The 15,222-nt window shown below is 73.1% G+C and carries 16 protein-coding genes; 10 read left to right on the top strand and 6 right to left on the bottom strand.

The genetic code is table 11. The annotated features are described in order from the left end of the window. Position 1: 1 nt before the first annotated feature. A complete protein-coding gene (locus MUB56_RS04935) occupies positions 2-2,500 on the top strand; it encodes a DUF4118 domain-containing protein (protein WP_244930793.1) in 2,499 nt (832 codons plus the stop codon). Further along, a complete protein-coding gene (locus MUB56_RS04930; RefSeq protein WP_244930792.1) occupies positions 2,497-3,177 on the top strand; it encodes a response regulator transcription factor in 681 nt (226 codons plus the stop codon). The genes MUB56_RS04935 and MUB56_RS04930 overlap by 4 nt, the downstream gene beginning before the upstream one ends. 69 nt (positions 3,178-3,246) lie before the next feature. Here the strand turns inward: MUB56_RS04930 and MUB56_RS04925 are convergent, their stop codons facing one another. Together MUB56_RS04925 and MUB56_RS04920 are read right to left on the bottom strand one after the other, a co-directional pair. Then, positions 3,247-3,993 (bottom strand): EI24 domain-containing protein, encoded by a 747-nt coding sequence (locus MUB56_RS04925; protein WP_244930791.1) that lies wholly within the window; start codon positions 3,991-3,993, stop codon positions 3,247-3,249. A gap of 104 nt (positions 3,994-4,097) precedes the next feature. Further along, positions 4,098-4,505: a DUF4446 family protein gene (locus MUB56_RS04920; protein WP_244930790.1), complete on the bottom strand. Its 408-nt coding sequence runs from the start codon at positions 4,503-4,505 to the stop codon at positions 4,098-4,100. Positions 4,506-4,527: 22 nt separating this feature from the next. Here MUB56_RS04920 and MUB56_RS04915 point away from each other — a divergent pair, with 22 nt between their 5' ends. The 6 genes from MUB56_RS04915 to MUB56_RS04890 all read left to right on the top strand — a co-directional run bounded on the left by MUB56_RS04915 (position 4,528) and on the right by MUB56_RS04890 (position 10,249). Further along, positions 4,528-5,367 (top strand): prephenate dehydratase, encoded by an 840-nt coding sequence (locus MUB56_RS04915; RefSeq protein ID WP_244930789.1) that lies wholly within the window; start codon positions 4,528-4,530, stop codon positions 5,365-5,367. 12 nt (positions 5,368-5,379) lie between these two features. After that, complete coding sequence (locus MUB56_RS04910) at positions 5,380-6,177, top strand: ion transporter (RefSeq protein ID WP_244930788.1); 798 nt, start codon at positions 5,380-5,382, stop codon at positions 6,175-6,177. A 174-nt stretch (positions 6,178-6,351) separates the two neighbouring features. Then, complete coding sequence (gene larB / locus MUB56_RS04905) at positions 6,352-7,038, top strand: nickel pincer cofactor biosynthesis protein LarB (protein WP_244930787.1); 687 nt, start codon at positions 6,352-6,354, stop codon at positions 7,036-7,038. After that, on the top strand, positions 7,035-8,222 hold the full coding sequence (larC, locus tag MUB56_RS04900; RefSeq protein WP_244930786.1) for a nickel pincer cofactor biosynthesis protein LarC: 1,188 nt from the start codon (positions 7,035-7,037) through the stop codon (positions 8,220-8,222). Before larB ends, larC begins: the two co-directional genes overlap by 4 nt. Further along, positions 8,222-8,824 carry a TMEM165/GDT1 family protein gene (locus tag MUB56_RS04895; RefSeq protein ID WP_244930785.1) on the top strand — a complete coding sequence of 201 codons (603 nt, stop codon included), beginning with the start codon at positions 8,222-8,224 and terminating at the stop codon, positions 8,822-8,824. Before larC ends, MUB56_RS04895 begins: the two co-directional genes overlap by 1 nt. A gap of 195 nt (positions 8,825-9,019) precedes the next feature. Next, positions 9,020-10,249, top strand: a complete 1,230-nt coding sequence (locus tag MUB56_RS04890; RefSeq protein WP_244930784.1) for an arginine deiminase — start codon at positions 9,020-9,022, stop codon at positions 10,247-10,249. Between the two features lie 9 nt (positions 10,250-10,258). Here MUB56_RS04890 and MUB56_RS04885 read toward each other — a convergent pair whose 3' ends face one another. Both MUB56_RS04885 and MUB56_RS04880 read right to left on the bottom strand, forming a co-directional pair. Next, a complete protein-coding gene (locus MUB56_RS04885) occupies positions 10,259-11,341 on the bottom strand; it encodes a hypothetical protein (protein ID WP_244930783.1) in 1,083 nt (360 codons plus the stop codon). Further along, entirely contained in the window at positions 11,338-11,832 is a 495-nt protein-coding gene (locus tag MUB56_RS04880) for a SigE family RNA polymerase sigma factor (protein WP_244930782.1), read from the bottom strand. Before MUB56_RS04880 ends, MUB56_RS04885 begins: the two co-directional genes overlap by 4 nt. A 114-nt stretch (positions 11,833-11,946) precedes the next feature. Between MUB56_RS04880 and MUB56_RS04875 the strand changes: the two genes are divergently transcribed. Next, positions 11,947-12,315: a cyclic nucleotide-binding domain-containing protein gene (locus MUB56_RS04875; protein WP_244930781.1), complete on the top strand. Its 369-nt coding sequence runs from the start codon at positions 11,947-11,949 to the stop codon at positions 12,313-12,315. Further along, complete coding sequence (locus tag MUB56_RS04870; RefSeq protein ID WP_244930780.1) at positions 12,312-13,316, top strand: adenylate/guanylate cyclase domain-containing protein; 1,005 nt, start codon at positions 12,312-12,314, stop codon at positions 13,314-13,316. Before MUB56_RS04875 ends, MUB56_RS04870 begins: the two co-directional genes overlap by 4 nt. 90 nt (positions 13,317-13,406) lie before the next feature. Here the strand turns inward: MUB56_RS04870 and MUB56_RS04865 are convergent, their stop codons facing one another. Then, positions 13,407-14,363 carry a DUF5926 family protein gene (locus MUB56_RS04865; RefSeq protein ID WP_244930779.1) on the bottom strand — a complete coding sequence of 319 codons (957 nt, stop codon included), beginning with the start codon at positions 14,361-14,363 and terminating at the stop codon, positions 13,407-13,409. Between the two features lie 10 nt (positions 14,364-14,373). Beyond that, positions 14,374-15,162: a glycerophosphodiester phosphodiesterase family protein gene (locus MUB56_RS04860; RefSeq protein WP_244930778.1), complete on the bottom strand. Its 789-nt coding sequence runs from the start codon at positions 15,160-15,162 to the stop codon at positions 14,374-14,376. Positions 15,163-15,222 lie beyond the last annotated feature (60 nt).

Here is a 15,222-nt window from a genome sequence, read left to right as displayed (position 1 = left end):
CATGGACGCCGATCCAGGAGCTGGGCGCCGGGGGCGGCTGACGGTCTACCTCGGCGCCGCTCCCGGCGTCGGCAAGACCTACGCGATGCTCGGCGAGGCCCGCCGGCGCTGCGAGCGCGGCACCGACGTGGTCGTCGGGTACGTCGAGACGCACGGCCGCGCGCAGACCGTCGGCCAGCTCGCCGACCTGGAGGTCGTCCCGCGGAAGGTGATCGACTACCGAGGGACGACCTTCACCGAGATGGACACCGACGCGGTGATCGCCCGGGCACCGACCGTCGTACTCGTCGACGAGCTGGCGCACACCAACGTGCCGGGGAGCCGGCACGAGAAGCGCGCCCAGGACGTGGCGGAGATCCGGGCGGCCGGCATCGACGTCATCACCACGGTCAACATCCAGCACCTGGAGTCGCTCAACGACGAGGTCGAGCGGATCACCGGCGTCCGCCAGCGCGAGACCGTCCCGGACGAGGTCGTCCGCACCGCCGACCAGATCCAGCTGGTCGACATGCCCCCCGACGCACTGCGCCGCCGGATGGCGCACGGCAACATCTACAAGCCGGAGAACATCGACGCGTCGCTGACGTCGTACTTCCGGGTCGGGAACCTCACCGCCCTGCGCGAGCTCGCGCTGCTCTGGCTCGCGGACCGGGTCGACGACGCGCTCGGCGACTACCGCCGCGCGCACCGCATCGAGCACACCTGGCCGACCAAGGAGCGGATCGTCGTCGCCGTCACCGGCGGCGCCGAGAGCGAGACCCTGCTGCGGCGGGGCGCACGGCTCGCCCAGCGGGCGGCCGGCTCGGAGCTGCTCGCGGTGCACGTGATCGCCACCGACGGCATCTCGACCACCGACGACCAGCGGATCGCCCGCTCCCAGCAGCTGGTCGCGTCGCTGGGCGGCACCTTCCACTCCGTCGTCGGCGAGGAGGTGTCCGAGGCGGTGGTCGACTTCGCGACCGGTGCCAACGCCACGATGATCGTCGTCGGCGTCTCCCGCCACGGTCGCCTGCGACGCCTGTTCACCGGGACCACCGGCGATCGGGTGGCCCAGCTCGCGGGCGCGATCGACGTCCACCTGGTCACCCACGACGAGAGCGGCGGGGGTGGCCGGCCGCGGTGGTACCTCTCCCCGCTCAGCCGGCAGCGCCAGGTCGCGGGGCTGCTCCTCGGCGCTCTGCTGCCGGTGCTGCTCACGGTGCTCCTCACCCGGTTCCACGACCCCGACCAGCTGCCGCTCGACGTCCTGCTGTTCCTGGCCCTCACCGTGCTGGTCGCGCTGGTCGGCGGCCTGGTGCCCGCCCTCCTGGCGGCCCTCGTCGGCTTCGTGCTGATGAACTGGTTCTTCACGCCGCCGCTCAACCGGCTCACCATCGCCGAGCCCGAGAACCTGGTGGCGCTGCTGGTCTTCGTCGCCGTCGCGGTCGGCGTGGCGACCGTCGTCGACCGCGCCTCGCGCCGGGCCGCCGAGGCGGTGCGCGCCCGCGCCGAGGCCGCGACCGTGGGGGCGCTCTCCCGCTCGGTGCTCACCGGGCAGGACACCGCCGAGGCGATCGTCGAGCGGCTGCGCGAGACCTTCGGCCAGGACGCCGTCTCGCTGCTGCAGGGCGGACCGGGCGGCTGGCGGGTCGTCGCCGCGAGCGGTGCCCCGTGCGCGTCGTCCCCCGACGAGGGCGCCACCCGGGTCGGCGTCGACGACGACCACGTGCTGGTGCTGTGCGGCTCGCCGCTGCGCGCGACCGACCGGCGGGTGCTGGAGGCGTTCGCGGTTCAGACCAGCCTGGTCCTGGAGTACCGGCGGCTGCGCTCCCGCGAGGAGCGGGCCGCGGCGCTGGAGAGCGCCGAGGCGACCAGCACCGCCCTGCTGCGGGCGGTCTCGCACGACCTGCGCACCCCCCTCGCGACCATGCGTACGGCGGTCGACGGGCTGGTCTCCGGGTCCCTGGACGCCGACGACCGGGCCGAGCTCGTCGAGGCCGTGGACTCCTCGACCGAGCAGCTCGAGCGGCTCATCGACAACCTGCTCGACCTGTCGCGCCTCCGGTCCGGGCTGGTGCACCCCGAGCTGCGCGAGCGCAGCCTCGAGGAGGTGCTGCCGCTCGCGGTCGCCGGTCAGCCGCCCGGCGCCGTCTCGCTGGAGGTCGACGAGGACGCCCCGATGGTCGCGACCGACGCCGGCCTGCTCGAGCGGGTGGTCGCCAACCTCGTCGGCAACGCCGTCCGGCACTCGGGGGGCACGCCCGTCCGGGTGCTCGCCCACGTCCTCCCCGAGGCCGTCGAGATCCTGGTGGTCGACCGCGGGCCCGGCGTACCGCCCGAGCAGCGGGAGCGGATGTTCGAGCCGTTCCAGCGCCTCGACGACACCTCGCCCGGCGGGCTCGGGCTGGGGCTCGCGGTGGCCCGCGGGCTGACCGAGGCGGTCGGCGGCTCGCTCGCGGCCGAGGACACCCCCGGCGGCGGGCTGACCATGGTGCTCTCGGTGCCCCGGGCGGCCGGATGAGCCCGCGGGTGCTGGTCGTCGACGACGAGCCGGCCCTGGCCCGGGCGCTCGCGATCAACCTGCGTGCCCACGGCTGGGAGGTCGTCACCGCCGCCGACGGGCGCGCCGCGCTCGACGCCGCCGCCACCACGCACCCCGACGTGGTGCTGCTCGACCTCGGCCTCCCCGACCTCGACGGCACCGAGGTGATCGCCGGGCTGCGCGGCTGGTCGTCGGTGCCGATCGTCGTCCTGTCCGCCCGCCAGCACGGCGAGGACAAGGTGGAGGCCCTCGACCTCGGGGCGGACGACTACATCTCCAAGCCGTTCGCCATGAACGAGCTGATGGCCCGGCTCCGGGCGGCGGTACGACGCGGCGCGGCCGCGCACCCCGAGGAGTCCTCGCTGCAGGTGGGGCCGTTGCTGATCGACCTGGCGCGCAAGCGGGTCGCGCGAGACGGCGTCGACGTACGCCTCACGCCCACGGAGTGGGCCTTCCTGGAGCTGCTCGCCCGCAACCTGGGCCGGCTGGTCACCCGCGAGCAGGTGCTGCGCGAGGTGTGGGGTCCGTCGTACGAGCACGAGACGAACTACCTGCGCGTGTACGCCGCCCAGCTGCGCCGCAAGCTCGAGGCCGACCCCGCCCACCCGCGGCACCTGGTCACCTCTCCGGGCCTGGGCTACACGCTGGAGCCGTGAGGGGGTCGGCGGGGTAGTCCGTCACAGGAGGGGGGATCTACTGGCCAGTAACCCCGCTCATGTGACGGACTACCCCGCCGCCTCGGCCGATTCCAGGATCTCCCGCACCAGCATCGTCGACCCCACGACCGCGGCGGGCATGACGGCCACCGCGCCGAACGGCACCAGGAAGAAGGCCTGGGTGGCCATTCCGAGGCCGAGGACCGAGGAGCCGTGACCGGCCAGGATCGCCTTGCGGGCCTCTCGGTCGAGGCCGCGCGACTCCAGCGGCCGCGAGACGAGCTCGCCCGCCAGCAGGCGGGCCGAGACGAGGAAGCCCAGGACGGCGCCCGCGATCGCGCCGACGAGCGGCAGGAAGCCGATGACCGCGAGGACGAAAGCCATGCCGAGGCCCGCGAGCATCAGCACACCGGCGTCGCGGAGCGCGCGCCAGAACCCCACGCCGCCCTCGGGCACCTCGCCGCCGAGCATCCGCTCGGTCTCGCGCCAGATCCGCTCGTAGAACGGGTCGCCGACCGCCAGGGTCAGCCCCGTGAAGGTCACCGCGGCCAGCACCGCCGAGCCGCCCACGAGCAGCAGCGCCAGCCCGAGGCGCACCACGCTGCGCCAGGTGTCCCAGTCGTCGGCGAACGGGGTCAGCCACCCGGCCAGGTCGCCGACGTTCGCGACCAGGAGCACCAGCGCCGCGCCGATGAGGACCAGCACGAGCACCGCCGGCACCATCCCCAGCAGCATCAGGCCGGGCCGCCGGCGCCACATCGTGAAGCCCTTCAGGACGTACGACGCCCCGTGCGCCACGCCGACCGGTCCACTCATGGGCCACAGGCTAGGGGTGACCTGCGGCGGCGTACTCGTCGAGTGACAGGTAGTGGCCCCTCTGACGCCTCGGAGAGGGGCCAGCAGGTGTCACTCGACGCGGGTCAGCGCTTCCGCGGCCGGGCGTGCTCGATGGCCTCGAGCTCCTCGGGCGAGAGCTGCTGCTCGCAGGTCCAGCCGACGATGCTCTTGGCGTAGGTCCGGGCCTCGGAGCGGCCGTGGATCGAGGTCAGCACGACCCCGTGGCCGGAGTCGTCGAGCAGCGCCACCGACCAGGACAGGTGGCCGCCCATGTCGCCGAACGCGTCGTACCGCACGACGGCGAGGTGGCGCAGCGCATCCGTGGCCTCCGCGCGCAGGGCGGCGACCTCCTGGCGCAGGCCGTGGACGTCCTCGGGGAGCGCGTCCCCGGCGGGAGTACGACGCCCCGACCGCGCCTGGCGCAGCAGCACCAGGGAGAGCACCAACGCGACCAGCGCGACGACCAACGAGAGCACGGCGAGCACGACCACTCCCCGACCCTAGACTTCCCGGGTGACCGAACGACGACGCATCGCCTACCAGGGCGAGCCCGGCGCCAACTCCCACCAGGTGTGCGTGCAGCACTACCCCGACTGGGAGTCGGTGCCCTGCGCGTCGTTCGAGGACGTGTTCGCCGTCGTCGAGGCCGGCGAGGCCGACCTGGCGATGATCCCGATCGACAACTCGATCGCCGGCCGGGTGGCCGACATCCACCACTTCCTGCCCTCGTCCGGGCTGCACATCGTCGCCGAGCACTTCCTGCGGATCCGCTTCCACCTGATGGGCGTGCCCGGGACCTCGCTGGAGTCGATCCGGACCGTGCACAGCCACGTCCACGCCCTGGGCCAGTGCCGCAAGTTCATCCGCGAGCACGGCCTCAAGCCGATCATCTCCGGCGACACCGCGGGAGCGGCCCGCGAGGTCGCCGAGGCCGCGGACCCGAGCCAGGCCGCGATCTCGCCGCCGCTGGCCGCGCAGATCTACGGCCTGGAGATCCTCGCCGAGGACGTCGAGGACGAGGACCACAACACCACCCGGTTCGTGGTCCTCTCCCCCGGCCTCGTCCAGGCCGCCCCCGGAAACGGGCCGGTCGTCACCAGCTTCATCTTCAACGTCCGCAACCTGCCGGCCGCGCTGTACAAGGCGCTCGGCGGATTCGCGACGAACGGCGTCAACATGACCAAGCTGGAGAGCTACATGGTCGGCGGCGAGTTCACCGCCACCCAGTTCCTGGCCGAGGTCGACGGGCACCCCGAGGACCTCGGGCTCCAGCGGGCCCTCGAGGAGCTGGCCTTCTTCACCACCGACGTGAAGATCCTGGGCGTTTATCCGGCGGACGCGTTCCGTTCCTGACAAAATGCACCCGTGAGGGAACGGGTGCGTCAGCTCGTCGAATCGGCCCGGTTCCAGTGGTTCGTCATCGGCGTCATCATCATCAACGCGGCAGTCATCGGCGCCGAGGTCTCGCCCGGCTGGATGGCCGAGCACGGCGACGCGACCGAGGCCGTCGGCCGGGTCACGGTCGTGATCTTCGTGATCGAGATCGTGCTCCGGATCTACGCGCACGGCCGGTCCTTCTTCAAGGGCGGCTGGAACCTCTTCGACCTGTTCGTGGTGCTGATCGCGCTCACCCCGGGCGCGGGGTCGTACTCCGTGCTCCGGGTGCTGCGCGTGCTCCGCGTGCTGCGGCTGCTCTCGACGATCCGCTCGATGCGGCTCGTGGTCGCGGCGCTGGTCAAGACCGTGCCCGGCATGGCCTCGATCGGTGCCTTGCTCGCCATGCTCATCTACATCTGCGCGGTGATGGCCACCCAGATGTTCGGCGAGGCCGACCCCGAGCACTTCGGCTCGCTCGGCGACTCCATGATCGCGATGTTCACGATCACCACCGGCGACGACTGGGCCAACATCACCCGGCCGACCACCGAGGCCCACCCCGCCGCCTGGATCTTCTTCGTCCTCTACATCGTGCTGTCGGCCTACATCGTGCTGAACCTCTTCATCGCGGTCGCCGTCGAGGCGCTGGACCGCGAGAGCGACGAGGTCACCGAGGAGATCGAGCACGCCGTCGACGACTCGACGGACACGATCCTGGCGGCCCTGGCCGACCTGAAGGCGCAGGTCTCGGCGCTGGAGTCCCGGTTGGTCGGCGTGCCCGACTGAGGTTGGCGGCCGGTTGGTGGCCGGTTGGTGGGCGTTGCCGTTGGTGACCAAACGACAACAAATCCGGCTCCAGGCTGTCGTTGGTGACCAAACGGCACCGCCCAGCGCCGCCGGCCGGATCGCCGACCACCGGGCGCGCGAACCGGCCCGACCCGCGCCGGATAGATTCCTGGGGTGGACCAGCCCGACCGCCGTACCGCCGACCTCGGTTTCGCCCGCGTCGATGTCGACCGCACGGCCCGCACCGGCGACCCCGAGGTCGTGTACGGCGAGGGCAAGACGCCCGACCAGGTCGTGGCGATCCTGCGGACCCTGCACGACCAGCACCCCGACCGGGCCGTGCTCGCCACCCGGCTCTCCCCCGACGCGCTCGAAGTCATCGGCCGCCACCTGCCGGACGCCACCCTCCACCCGGTCGCGCGGTCCGTCACCCTCGGCCCGCTGCCCACGCCGGTCGGCACCGTCGCGGTGGTCAGCGCCGGCACGTCCGACGCGCCGGTCGCCGCGGAGGCGGCCCTGACGGTCAGCGTGCACGGCGGAGGGGTGGACCGGATCGACGACGTCGGCGTCGCCGGGCTGCACCGGGTGCTCGCCGTCCGCGACCGGCTCGCGGCGGCCGACTGCCTGGTCGTCGTCGCCGGCATGGAGGGCGCGCTGCCGTCCGTCGTCGGCGGCCTCACCGGCGTACCCCTGGTCGCCGTGCCCACCAGCGTCGGCTACGGCGCCTCCCTCGGCGGCGTCACCGCCCTGCTGGCGATGCTCAACTCCTGCGCGCCCGGCGTCACGGTCGTGAACATCGACAACGGGTACGGCGCAGGCGTGTTCGCCGCCCGGGTCGCCCGCCAGTCGGCGCCTCGATGAGCCGCACGCTCTGGATCGACGCCACCTCCGGGGCCAGCGGCGACATGCTGCTCGGCGCGCTGGCGGGCGCCGGCGTACCCCTCGAGGTGCTGCAGGCCGCCGTCGACGCGGTCGCCCCCGAGCCGGTGGCGCTCGCCGTCGAGCAGGTCACCCGCAACGGTCTCGCCGCGATCCGCTGCCACGTCGCGATCACCGAGTCCCACCACCACCGCACCTGGCGAGACGTCCGGGCGCTGCTCGACGGGGCTGCCCTCGATGCCCGGGTTCGCGACCTGGCGCAGCGGGTCTTCGAACGGCTCGCCGTCGCCGAGGGCGCGGTGCACGGCGTCGCCGCCGACGAGGTGCACTTCCACGAGGTCGGCGCGCTGGACGCCATCGCCGACGTCGTCGGGGTGGCCGGCGGCCTGGTCCACCTGGGCGCCGAGACCGTCGTCGTCAGTCCGGTCGCCGTCGGCTCCGGCACCGTCCGGGCCGCCCACGGCACCCTGCCGGTCCCGCCACCCGCCGTCGCCGAGCTGCTGCGCGGCGTCCCGTCGTACGCCGGACCTCCCGGCTCGCCGGCCATGGAGCTGTGCACGCCCACCGGTGCGGCGGTGCTCACCGCCGTCGCGACCTCGTGGGGCGCGCAGCCGCTGATGGTGACCGAGGCGGTCGGGGTGGGCGCCGGCGGGCGGGACCCCGAGGGGCACGCCAACGTGCTGCGGCTGCTGGTCGGCGCGGCCGGCTCCTCTGACTCGGCCGTCGACACGGAGCTCGTCCTCGAGACGAACGTCGACGACCTCGACCCGCGACTGTGGCCGACCGTGCTCGACGCGCTCCTCGCCGCAGGTGCCGCGGACGCCTGGCTGACGCCGATCCTGATGAAGAAGGGCCGACCCGCGCACACCCTGCACGTCCTGGTGAGCACCGACCGGGCGGCCGCGGTGCGCGAGGTGATCTTCCGCGAGACCACCACCATCGGCCTGCGCGAGCACGCCGTCACCAAGCGCGCGCTGGCCCGCGAGCTCGTCGAGGTGGTCGTCGGCGGCCAGGTCGTCGCCGTCAAGGTCGCCCGGCTCGAGGGCCGGGTCGTCAACGCACAGCCGGAGTACGACGAGGTCGCGCGGGCCGCCGCCGTACTGGGCCGTCCGGCCCGGGACGTGCTGGACGACGCTCGGGCGACGTTCTGGGCGGAGAACGCCTGATGGATCTCGGTGCCATCGCGCTCACCTTCGGCGCGATCTTCCTGGTCGAGCTGCCCGACAAGACGTTCCTCGCGACCCTGGTCCTCGCGACCCGCTACCGACCGGTGCTGGTCTGGATCGGCGTGGGGCTGGCGTTCGCGGTCCAGACGACGGTCGCGGTGTTGCTGGGCCACGCGGTGTCGTTCCTGCCGGAGACCGTGGTCCAGTCGGCCGCCGCCGTCCTGTTCCTGGTCGGGGCGCTGCTGCTCTTCCGCGAGTCGCGGGCGCACCGCCGCCAGGCCGAGGACGACGACGGCTCGGAGTTCATCGAGAAGGCCAAGCCGGCGACCGGGATCGGGGCGGTCGTCGCGTCGTTCCTGGTCCTCTTCGCCGCCGAGTGGGGCGACCTGTCCCAGCTGCTCACGATCTCGCTGGTCGCCCGCTACGAGGCGCCGCTCGAGGTCTGGCTCGGTGCCCTCGGCGCCCTGCTCGCGGTCAGCGGCCTCGCGGTGCTCGTTGGCCGCTGGCTGATGCAGCGGATCCGGCTGCACGTGCTCTTCGCCATCGGCGGCACGGTCTGCCTGGTGCTCTTCGCGCTGGTGCTGTGGGAGCTGGTGAGCTGATCCGGACTCGGTGGCCAGCGTCGTCGTACGCCTGTCCCCTCCGGTCCCGTCGGCCGCAGCGGTGTCGAGAAACTGGATGCTGTGGTTTGAAGCATCTCGACAGGGCAGTGAGATTCACCGCCTAGGCGGAGATTTTCTCGCTCCACCGCCCCAAAGAATTGTCTGACAATCTCTCCCCGGGACTACAGTCGCACCATGACGTCCCCGGGTGCCGAGCACGGCGCGAGCAGCGAGGTCGGGCGCCTGCAGACGGTGATGCTCCACCGTCCGGGCAACGAGCTGAAGCGGCTCACCCCGCGCAACAACGACAAGCTCCTCTTCGACGGCATCCCCTGGGTGGCCCGCGCGCAGGAGGAGCACGACGCGTTCGCCGAGGCGCTGCGCGCGCGCGACGTGGAGGTCCTCTACCTCACCGAGCTGCTCACCGAGACCCTCGAGAGCGAGGCCGCGCGCAACCACGCGATCACCTCGGCGCTGTCCGGGCTGCACCTCGGCGACACGATGCGCGGCTACCTCGCCCGGTTCCTGCGCGAGGCGTCGCCGGCGGAGCTGACCGACTACCTCACCGCCGGGATCCGCAACGACGAGGTGCGCGGCGGCTTCGGGCTGGTCACCTCGCTGCTCGACCCGCACGACTTCCTCGTCGACCCGCTGCCCAACCTGCTCTTCACCCGCGACTCCAGCGTCTGGGTCCGCGACCGGGTGGCGATCACCTCGCTGTCGATGCCGGCCCGCAAGCGCGAGACCCAGCTGACCGAGCTGATCTACACCGAGCACCCGCGCTTCCAGGGCACGCGCAAGATCCACGGCTGGCACAGCGAGTACGTCGAGGGCGGCGACGTACTCCTGCTCGCTCCCGGCGTGATCGCCGTCGGCGTCGGCGAGCGCACCACCCCGGCCGGCGTCGAGCGGTTCGCCCGCCAGGTCTTCCACGCCAACCTGGCGCACACCGTGCTCGCCGTGCCGATCGCCCAGGAGCGCGCGACCATGCACCTCGACACGGTCTGCACGATGGTCGACGTCGACAAGATCGTGATGTACCCCAACGTCGCCGACTCGCTCCAGGCCCACGCCGTCACCCTCGCCGAGGGCGCGGCCGAGGACAGCGAACTGACCCTGCGGGTGGCCGACGCCGAGCCGTTCCTGGTCGCCGCCGCGAAGGCGATGCAGATCGACACGCTGCACCAGATCGACACCGGCCTGGACCCGGTCACCGCCGAGCGCGAGCAGTGGGACGACGGCAACAACACCCTCGCCCTCGCGCCCCGGGTCGCGGTCGCCTACGAGCGCAACCACGAGACCAACGCGCGACTGGAGGACGCCGGCATCGAGGTCGTCCGGATCGCCGGCTCCGAGCTCGGCTCCGGCCGTGGCGGCCCGCGCTGCATGAGCTGTCCGGTCGCGCGGGAGCCGCTCCCGGGCTGACCCGCCGGCTCAGAGGCCCGGCAACAACACCCTGCCGTTCGGGGCGTCGGCCACCGCGGCGCACCGCAGCTCGGTGGTCGAGCAGCGCCACACGCCGGTGACCGCACCGTCCTCCTCGATCCACTGCGCGACCACGACCTCGGTCTCGTTCTCCCAGCCGACGACCCGGAGCAGGTCCGCGTGGAGGGGAGCGACCGTGGCCCCGGCCTCGGTCGCGAACCGGATCCCGTCGTCGGTCGCCTCGGCGTACCGCTCCCCGTCCTCCGACCACGCCCCGGTGCCGCCGCCCTCGGTGCCCCACTCCTGGTAGACGCGCCCGGCATCGTCGATCTGTCCCGCCAGCACCCGGCCGCCTGCGTACAGCGCCAAGCCTCCCAGTCGGGCGGCGACCGCGGCTCCCTCCGGCACCCCGGTCACCGGCGTGGGGCCCCCTCGGCCGTCCTCCCAGAGGAGGACCTCGGCGCCCCGAGTCATCAACACCTGGCCGTCCTCGGTCAGGCCGACGGCCCGCGGCCGTTCGCCCGGTGGCAGCGAGGATGCGGTGCCGCTCCCGTCCGGTGATTCGACGCCGACCGCGTAGTCGTTCCCGGTGTCCTCCACCCAGAGCCGGATGCCGTCGGGACCGACCACCGGCGGCCCGGTGAGCGGGACGTCCGCCACCGGTTCCAGGACACCGTCCACGACCTCCCACCACCGCTGGGCGCCGTTCTCGACGAAGGTCCGACCCTGCGTGTGCAGGAGCCCGGACGCGGGGAACGGCACCTCGGCACCCGCGACGTGCAGCACCCCGATATCCGGGTCGGTCTGATCGTCGATCGTCTGCCACCACGGCAGGGCGAGCGGTCGAGCGAGGTCGTCGACGAACGGCGCCGGCGCGGGGTCGACCGCCAGGTCGTGGCCGCCGCTCAGGCCCGCACCTGCGCGCACGGCGACGACCGCCACGGCGGCGACCAGGCCGGCGACGCCCGAGCGGCGTCGTACCCGCTCCCGACGGCCGGCGGCGACCAGGCCGGCGACGGCGAGATCCGGGACGCGCAGGTCGGTGGCGACGGCGCCGAGCTCGTCGGTGAGGCGCTGCTCGAGGTCGGTCATGCCCGCTCTCCCATCGTCTGGCGCAGCGAACGCAGGGCGGCGGCGCACGTGGACTTCACGGTGCCGGGGGCGATCCGGAGCTCGTCGGCGATCTCGCGCTCGCTCAGCCCCTCGTAGTAGCGCAGCACCACGACGGCGCGCTGCCGAGGAGGCAGCGCGTCGACCAGCGGCCACAGCACCAGGCGGTCGTCCGGGTCGGCGTCGTGGGTCACCGCGTCGGGCAGGGTGTGCACCAGCCGCTCGCGGGTGAACCGGGCCGGTCGGCGCGACGAGAGGAACGCGTTGACCAGGGTCCGGCGCGCGTAGGCCTCCGGCGAGGCGGCCCGGGAGACGCGGCTCCAGCCGGCGTACACCTTCACGAGCGCGACCTGCAGCAGGTCCTCGGCGTCGGGGCGGTTGCCGGTGAGCAGGTACGCCGTCCGGAACAGGGTCGCCGAGCGGGCGGCGACGAACTCCTCATAGGAGCCCGCCCGGCCGTCCTGGGCCACCATCGTCACCTCCATGACCTTCCAGACGCCGCCGGGTGTGCGCGCGGTTCAGTCTGGACACTCCCTGACCGGGTCGGGGAGGATCCCCGGCGGGGAGGCCCGACCGAGAGGCATCGCATGACCGAGACGTTCTTCGACGCGTTCACTCCGCAGGAGGTCGCGCGGATCAGCGCCGCCGGCACCCACCTCACCCTTCCGCAGGGGTGGTCCCCCATCTGGGAGAACACCCCCGCGGACAAGGCGTACGTCGTCCTCGCGGGCAGCGTCTCGGTACGCCGCGGCGGCGAGGAGGTGGCCCGCCTCGGTCCCGGCGACATCGTCGGCGAGGCCGCGATCCTGAACCGTCAGCTCCGCAACGCGACCATCGTGGCGCTCACCCCGCTCGAGCTGATCCACCTGGCCGCCGATGCCGTGCGCAGCCTGTGCGAGGAGATGCCGACGTTCCGGGCCACGCTCGACCGGGTCGCGGAGTCGCGGCTCGGGTGACCTCGTCGGACGACGTACCCGACCTGTCGGGCGCCCTCGAGGCCGTCGAGGAGTACCTCCTCGGCGCCCGACCCGGCCTGACCCGGGTCGAGGTGGCCGAGCGGGCCGGCGTACCCCTCGTCGTGGCGGAGCAGCTGTGGCGGCTGCTCGGCTTCCCGCACGCCGGGGACGACGACGTCGCGTTCACCGAGGCCGACATCGAGGCGCTCCGGCTGACCGACGACCTGATGGAGCTCGGCATCCTCAGCCCGCAGCGGCAGGCGGCGCTGGTGCGGACCTGGGGGCGCAGCTACGCCCGCCTCGCGGAGTGGCAGACGACGCTGCTCACCGACGTGGCGATGGAGTCCGACGACCCCGTCGCCGAGGTGACCCGACTCGCCGAGCAGGTGCTGCCCCGGGTGGAGTCGCTGCAGTCCTACGTGTGGCGTCGCCACCTGGCCTCCGCCGCCTCCCGCACGCTCGCGGTCGGCACGGTCGGCACGGTCGGCTCGCCTGCCGCACCGCTGGCGGTCTGCTTCGTCGACATCGTCGGCTACACCTCCCGGAGCAAGGCACTCAGCGAGACCGAGCTGGTCGCCTGGATCGAGGGCTTCGAGGACGTGGTCACCGGCATCGTCGTCGACCACGGCGGCCGGATCATCAAGAACATCGGCGACGAGGTGCTCTTCGTCGCCGACGACGTCGCTGCCGCGGCGTCGATGGCCCTGGAGATGACGGCCCGCGGAGCCGACCCCGCCGACGACTTCCCCTCGGTCCGCGCCGGGCTGGCCTACGGCGACGTCGTCAGCCGGCTCGGGGACGTCTTCGGCGAGGTCGTCAACGTCGCCGCCCGGCTCACCTCGGTGGCTCGCCCCGGCACCGTGCTGGTCGACCGGGGCGCGCACGAGGCGCTCGACGGCGACCCGTCGTACTCCTTCCGGCACCTGCGGCGGACGCCGGTCAAGGGGTACGCCCGGCTGCAGCCGTGGGTGCTGCGGCGGGGGGCCGAGGCCGAGCTGTAACGCGATGTCCGCCGCACTACCCGCATGCTGCAGCGTGCGGGTAGTGCGTGTAACAGCGCGTAACAGCTGGGCGCGCCGGCCCCGCGGCGATCAGCGGATCGTGACCTGCCGGTTCGCCAGCCCGCTGCGGGCCGATCGCTGCTCGGTGGTCAGGTCGGAGGTGTCGGCGAGCGCCTCGGCGAGGTCGGCCGCGAAGGCGGCGGCCGGCTCCTCGAGGGCCTCCGGGCCGGTGCCGACGGGCAGGTCCCAGACGGGGGCGAGCAGGCCGTGGGCGCGGAACATGCCGACCAGCCGCGAGTCCGGCACCAGCACGTCCTTGCCGGCCGCGTGCAGCCGCGAGAGCGCGTCGAGGAGCTGGTCCTCGGGCTCGGGCATCACCCAGCGCAGGTGCTCCTTGGTGCCGACGTTGGTCCAGTACGCCGCGGGCACCGACGTCAGCTTGGCGGTGGGGTGCACCGAGGCGTTGGCCTGCTCCAGTGCGGCCTCCATGCCGGCCTGGTCCTCGACGTCGGCGACCCAGTACTCGAAGCCCTCGTGCACGGTGAGGTCGAGCGAGTCGCCGGTGACCAGGTCCTGCAGCCGCGGACCCGGGCCGGGGTCGGTGGTCAGGCCGACGATCCCCGACTCGCCGCGCTCGGCCTGCTCCAGCGCCGCGGTCAGCACCGCACCGAGGTCGCGCGAGGGGTCGCCGAAGGAGTGCTGCACCTGCAGCCCCAGCCACACCTCGCCGCTGTCGCGGACCATCGCCGGCGCCGCCATCGGCAGCAGCGAGCACAGCACCACGGTGCGGTCGCCGTCCTTCAGGGTCAGCGGCGCGGTCGCGGCCGGGACCAGCTCGCGGAGCGCGACGATGTCGCACTCCGACGGGAGCCCCTCGAACGGGCGGCCGACGTACGCCGTCGCCGCGCCGCCCGGCGCGCCGTGGCAGGCCTTGTAGCGCTTGCCCGAGCCGCAGGGACAGGGCTGCCGGGGGCCGACCTCGCCCTCCGCGAGGGGGGCAGCGCCTACTTTGAGGTCACGGGCTTTGGTACGGGACTTCTTCGCCATGGCGGCGAGCCTAGACGTCACCCTGGTCCAGGAGCTCGAGCAGGTACGCCGGCCGGTCGCTGATCACCGCGCGCACCCCGAGCTCGACGCAGAGCTCCAGCTGGGACCTGGTGTTCACGGTCCACACGTGCATGGCGTGGCCGCTGCGGGTGATCCGGTGCCCGAGCCGCGGGTGCTCGGTCAGCTCGTCGATGCCCGGTCCCACGATCCAGTCCTTGCCGATCACCCGGCGCAGCATCGGCCAGTACTGCGCCTTGTCGACCAGCATCACCAGCGGTACGCCGGGAGCCAGCCGCTCGACCCGCTGCAGGGCGGTGTAGGAGAAGCTCATCACCCGCGCCGGGGTGCCGGGCTCGTCCCAGCGGAAGTCGCGGAGCAGCTCGACGACGCGCTTCTCCACCAGCCCGCCGTACCGCGTCGGGTGCTTGGTCTCGATCGCCACCTCGATCCGGCGGTCGTAGTCGGCGACCACCTCCAGCAGCTTGCGCAGGGTGAGCACCTTGCCGTGCTCCCGGTCGCGCTCGGGCGCCTCGTCGTCCAGCTCGGACCAGGGGTTCTTCCACGACGCGAAGTCGAGCTCGGCCAGCTCGGCCAGCTCCATCGTGGAGACCGTCCCGTGGTGGCTGGCCGTACGACGCAGGCTGCGGTCGTGCACGCAGACCAGGTGCCCGTCCGCGGTCATCCGGACGTCGCACTCGAGCCCCTCCGCGCCGGCGTCCAGCGCAGCGACGTACGCACCCAGGGTGTGCTCGGCGTTGTCGTGGCTCGCGCCTCGATGAGCGACGACCTGCGGCCTCATGGGGAGCATCATTCCGGACGCCCGGCCGGTCGCGGGAGCGGGTGTCCCGCTCGAGGGTGC

It is taken from the genome of Nocardioides sp. W7 (assembly GCF_022919075.1).
In the GTDB taxonomy this organism is placed as follows: domain Bacteria; phylum Actinomycetota; class Actinomycetes; order Propionibacteriales; family Nocardioidaceae; genus Nocardioides.
Note: the sequence above shows the minus strand (reverse complement) of the source record. Positions and strands in the feature narration are given on the sequence as shown.

What these genes read in the sequence shown, in the direction of transcription:
- MUB56_RS04865 (WP_244930779.1), bottom strand. Translation starts at nt 14,363, where the DNA reads ATGGCGAAGAAGTCCCGTACCAAAGCCCGTGACCTCAAAGTAGGCGCT.
- MUB56_RS04890 (WP_244930784.1), top strand. Translation starts at nt 9,020, where the DNA reads ATGACGTCCCCGGGTGCCGAGCACGGCGCGAGCAGCGAGGTCGGGCGC.
- MUB56_RS04885 (WP_244930783.1), bottom strand. Translation starts at nt 11,341, where the DNA reads ATGACCGACCTCGAGCAGCGCCTCACCGACGAGCTCGGCGCCGTCGCC.
- MUB56_RS04880 (WP_244930782.1), bottom strand. Translation starts at nt 11,832, where the DNA reads ATGGTGGCCCAGGACGGCCGGGCGGGCTCCTATGAGGAGTTCGTCGCC.
- MUB56_RS04925 (WP_244930791.1), bottom strand. Translation starts at nt 3,993, where the DNA reads ATGAGTGGACCGGTCGGCGTGGCGCACGGGGCGTCGTACGTCCTGAAG.
- MUB56_RS04935 (WP_244930793.1), top strand. Translation starts at nt 2, where the DNA reads ATGGACGCCGATCCAGGAGCTGGGCGCCGGGGGCGGCTGACGGTCTAC.
- larC (WP_244930786.1), top strand. Translation starts at nt 7,035, where the DNA reads ATGAGCCGCACGCTCTGGATCGACGCCACCTCCGGGGCCAGCGGCGAC.
- MUB56_RS04895 (WP_244930785.1), top strand. Translation starts at nt 8,222, where the DNA reads ATGGATCTCGGTGCCATCGCGCTCACCTTCGGCGCGATCTTCCTGGTC.
- MUB56_RS04875 (WP_244930781.1), top strand. Translation starts at nt 11,947, where the DNA reads ATGACCGAGACGTTCTTCGACGCGTTCACTCCGCAGGAGGTCGCGCGG.
- MUB56_RS04860 (WP_244930778.1), bottom strand. Translation starts at nt 15,162, where the DNA reads ATGAGGCCGCAGGTCGTCGCTCATCGAGGCGCGAGCCACGACAACGCC.
- MUB56_RS04930 (WP_244930792.1), top strand. Translation starts at nt 2,497, where the DNA reads ATGAGCCCGCGGGTGCTGGTCGTCGACGACGAGCCGGCCCTGGCCCGG.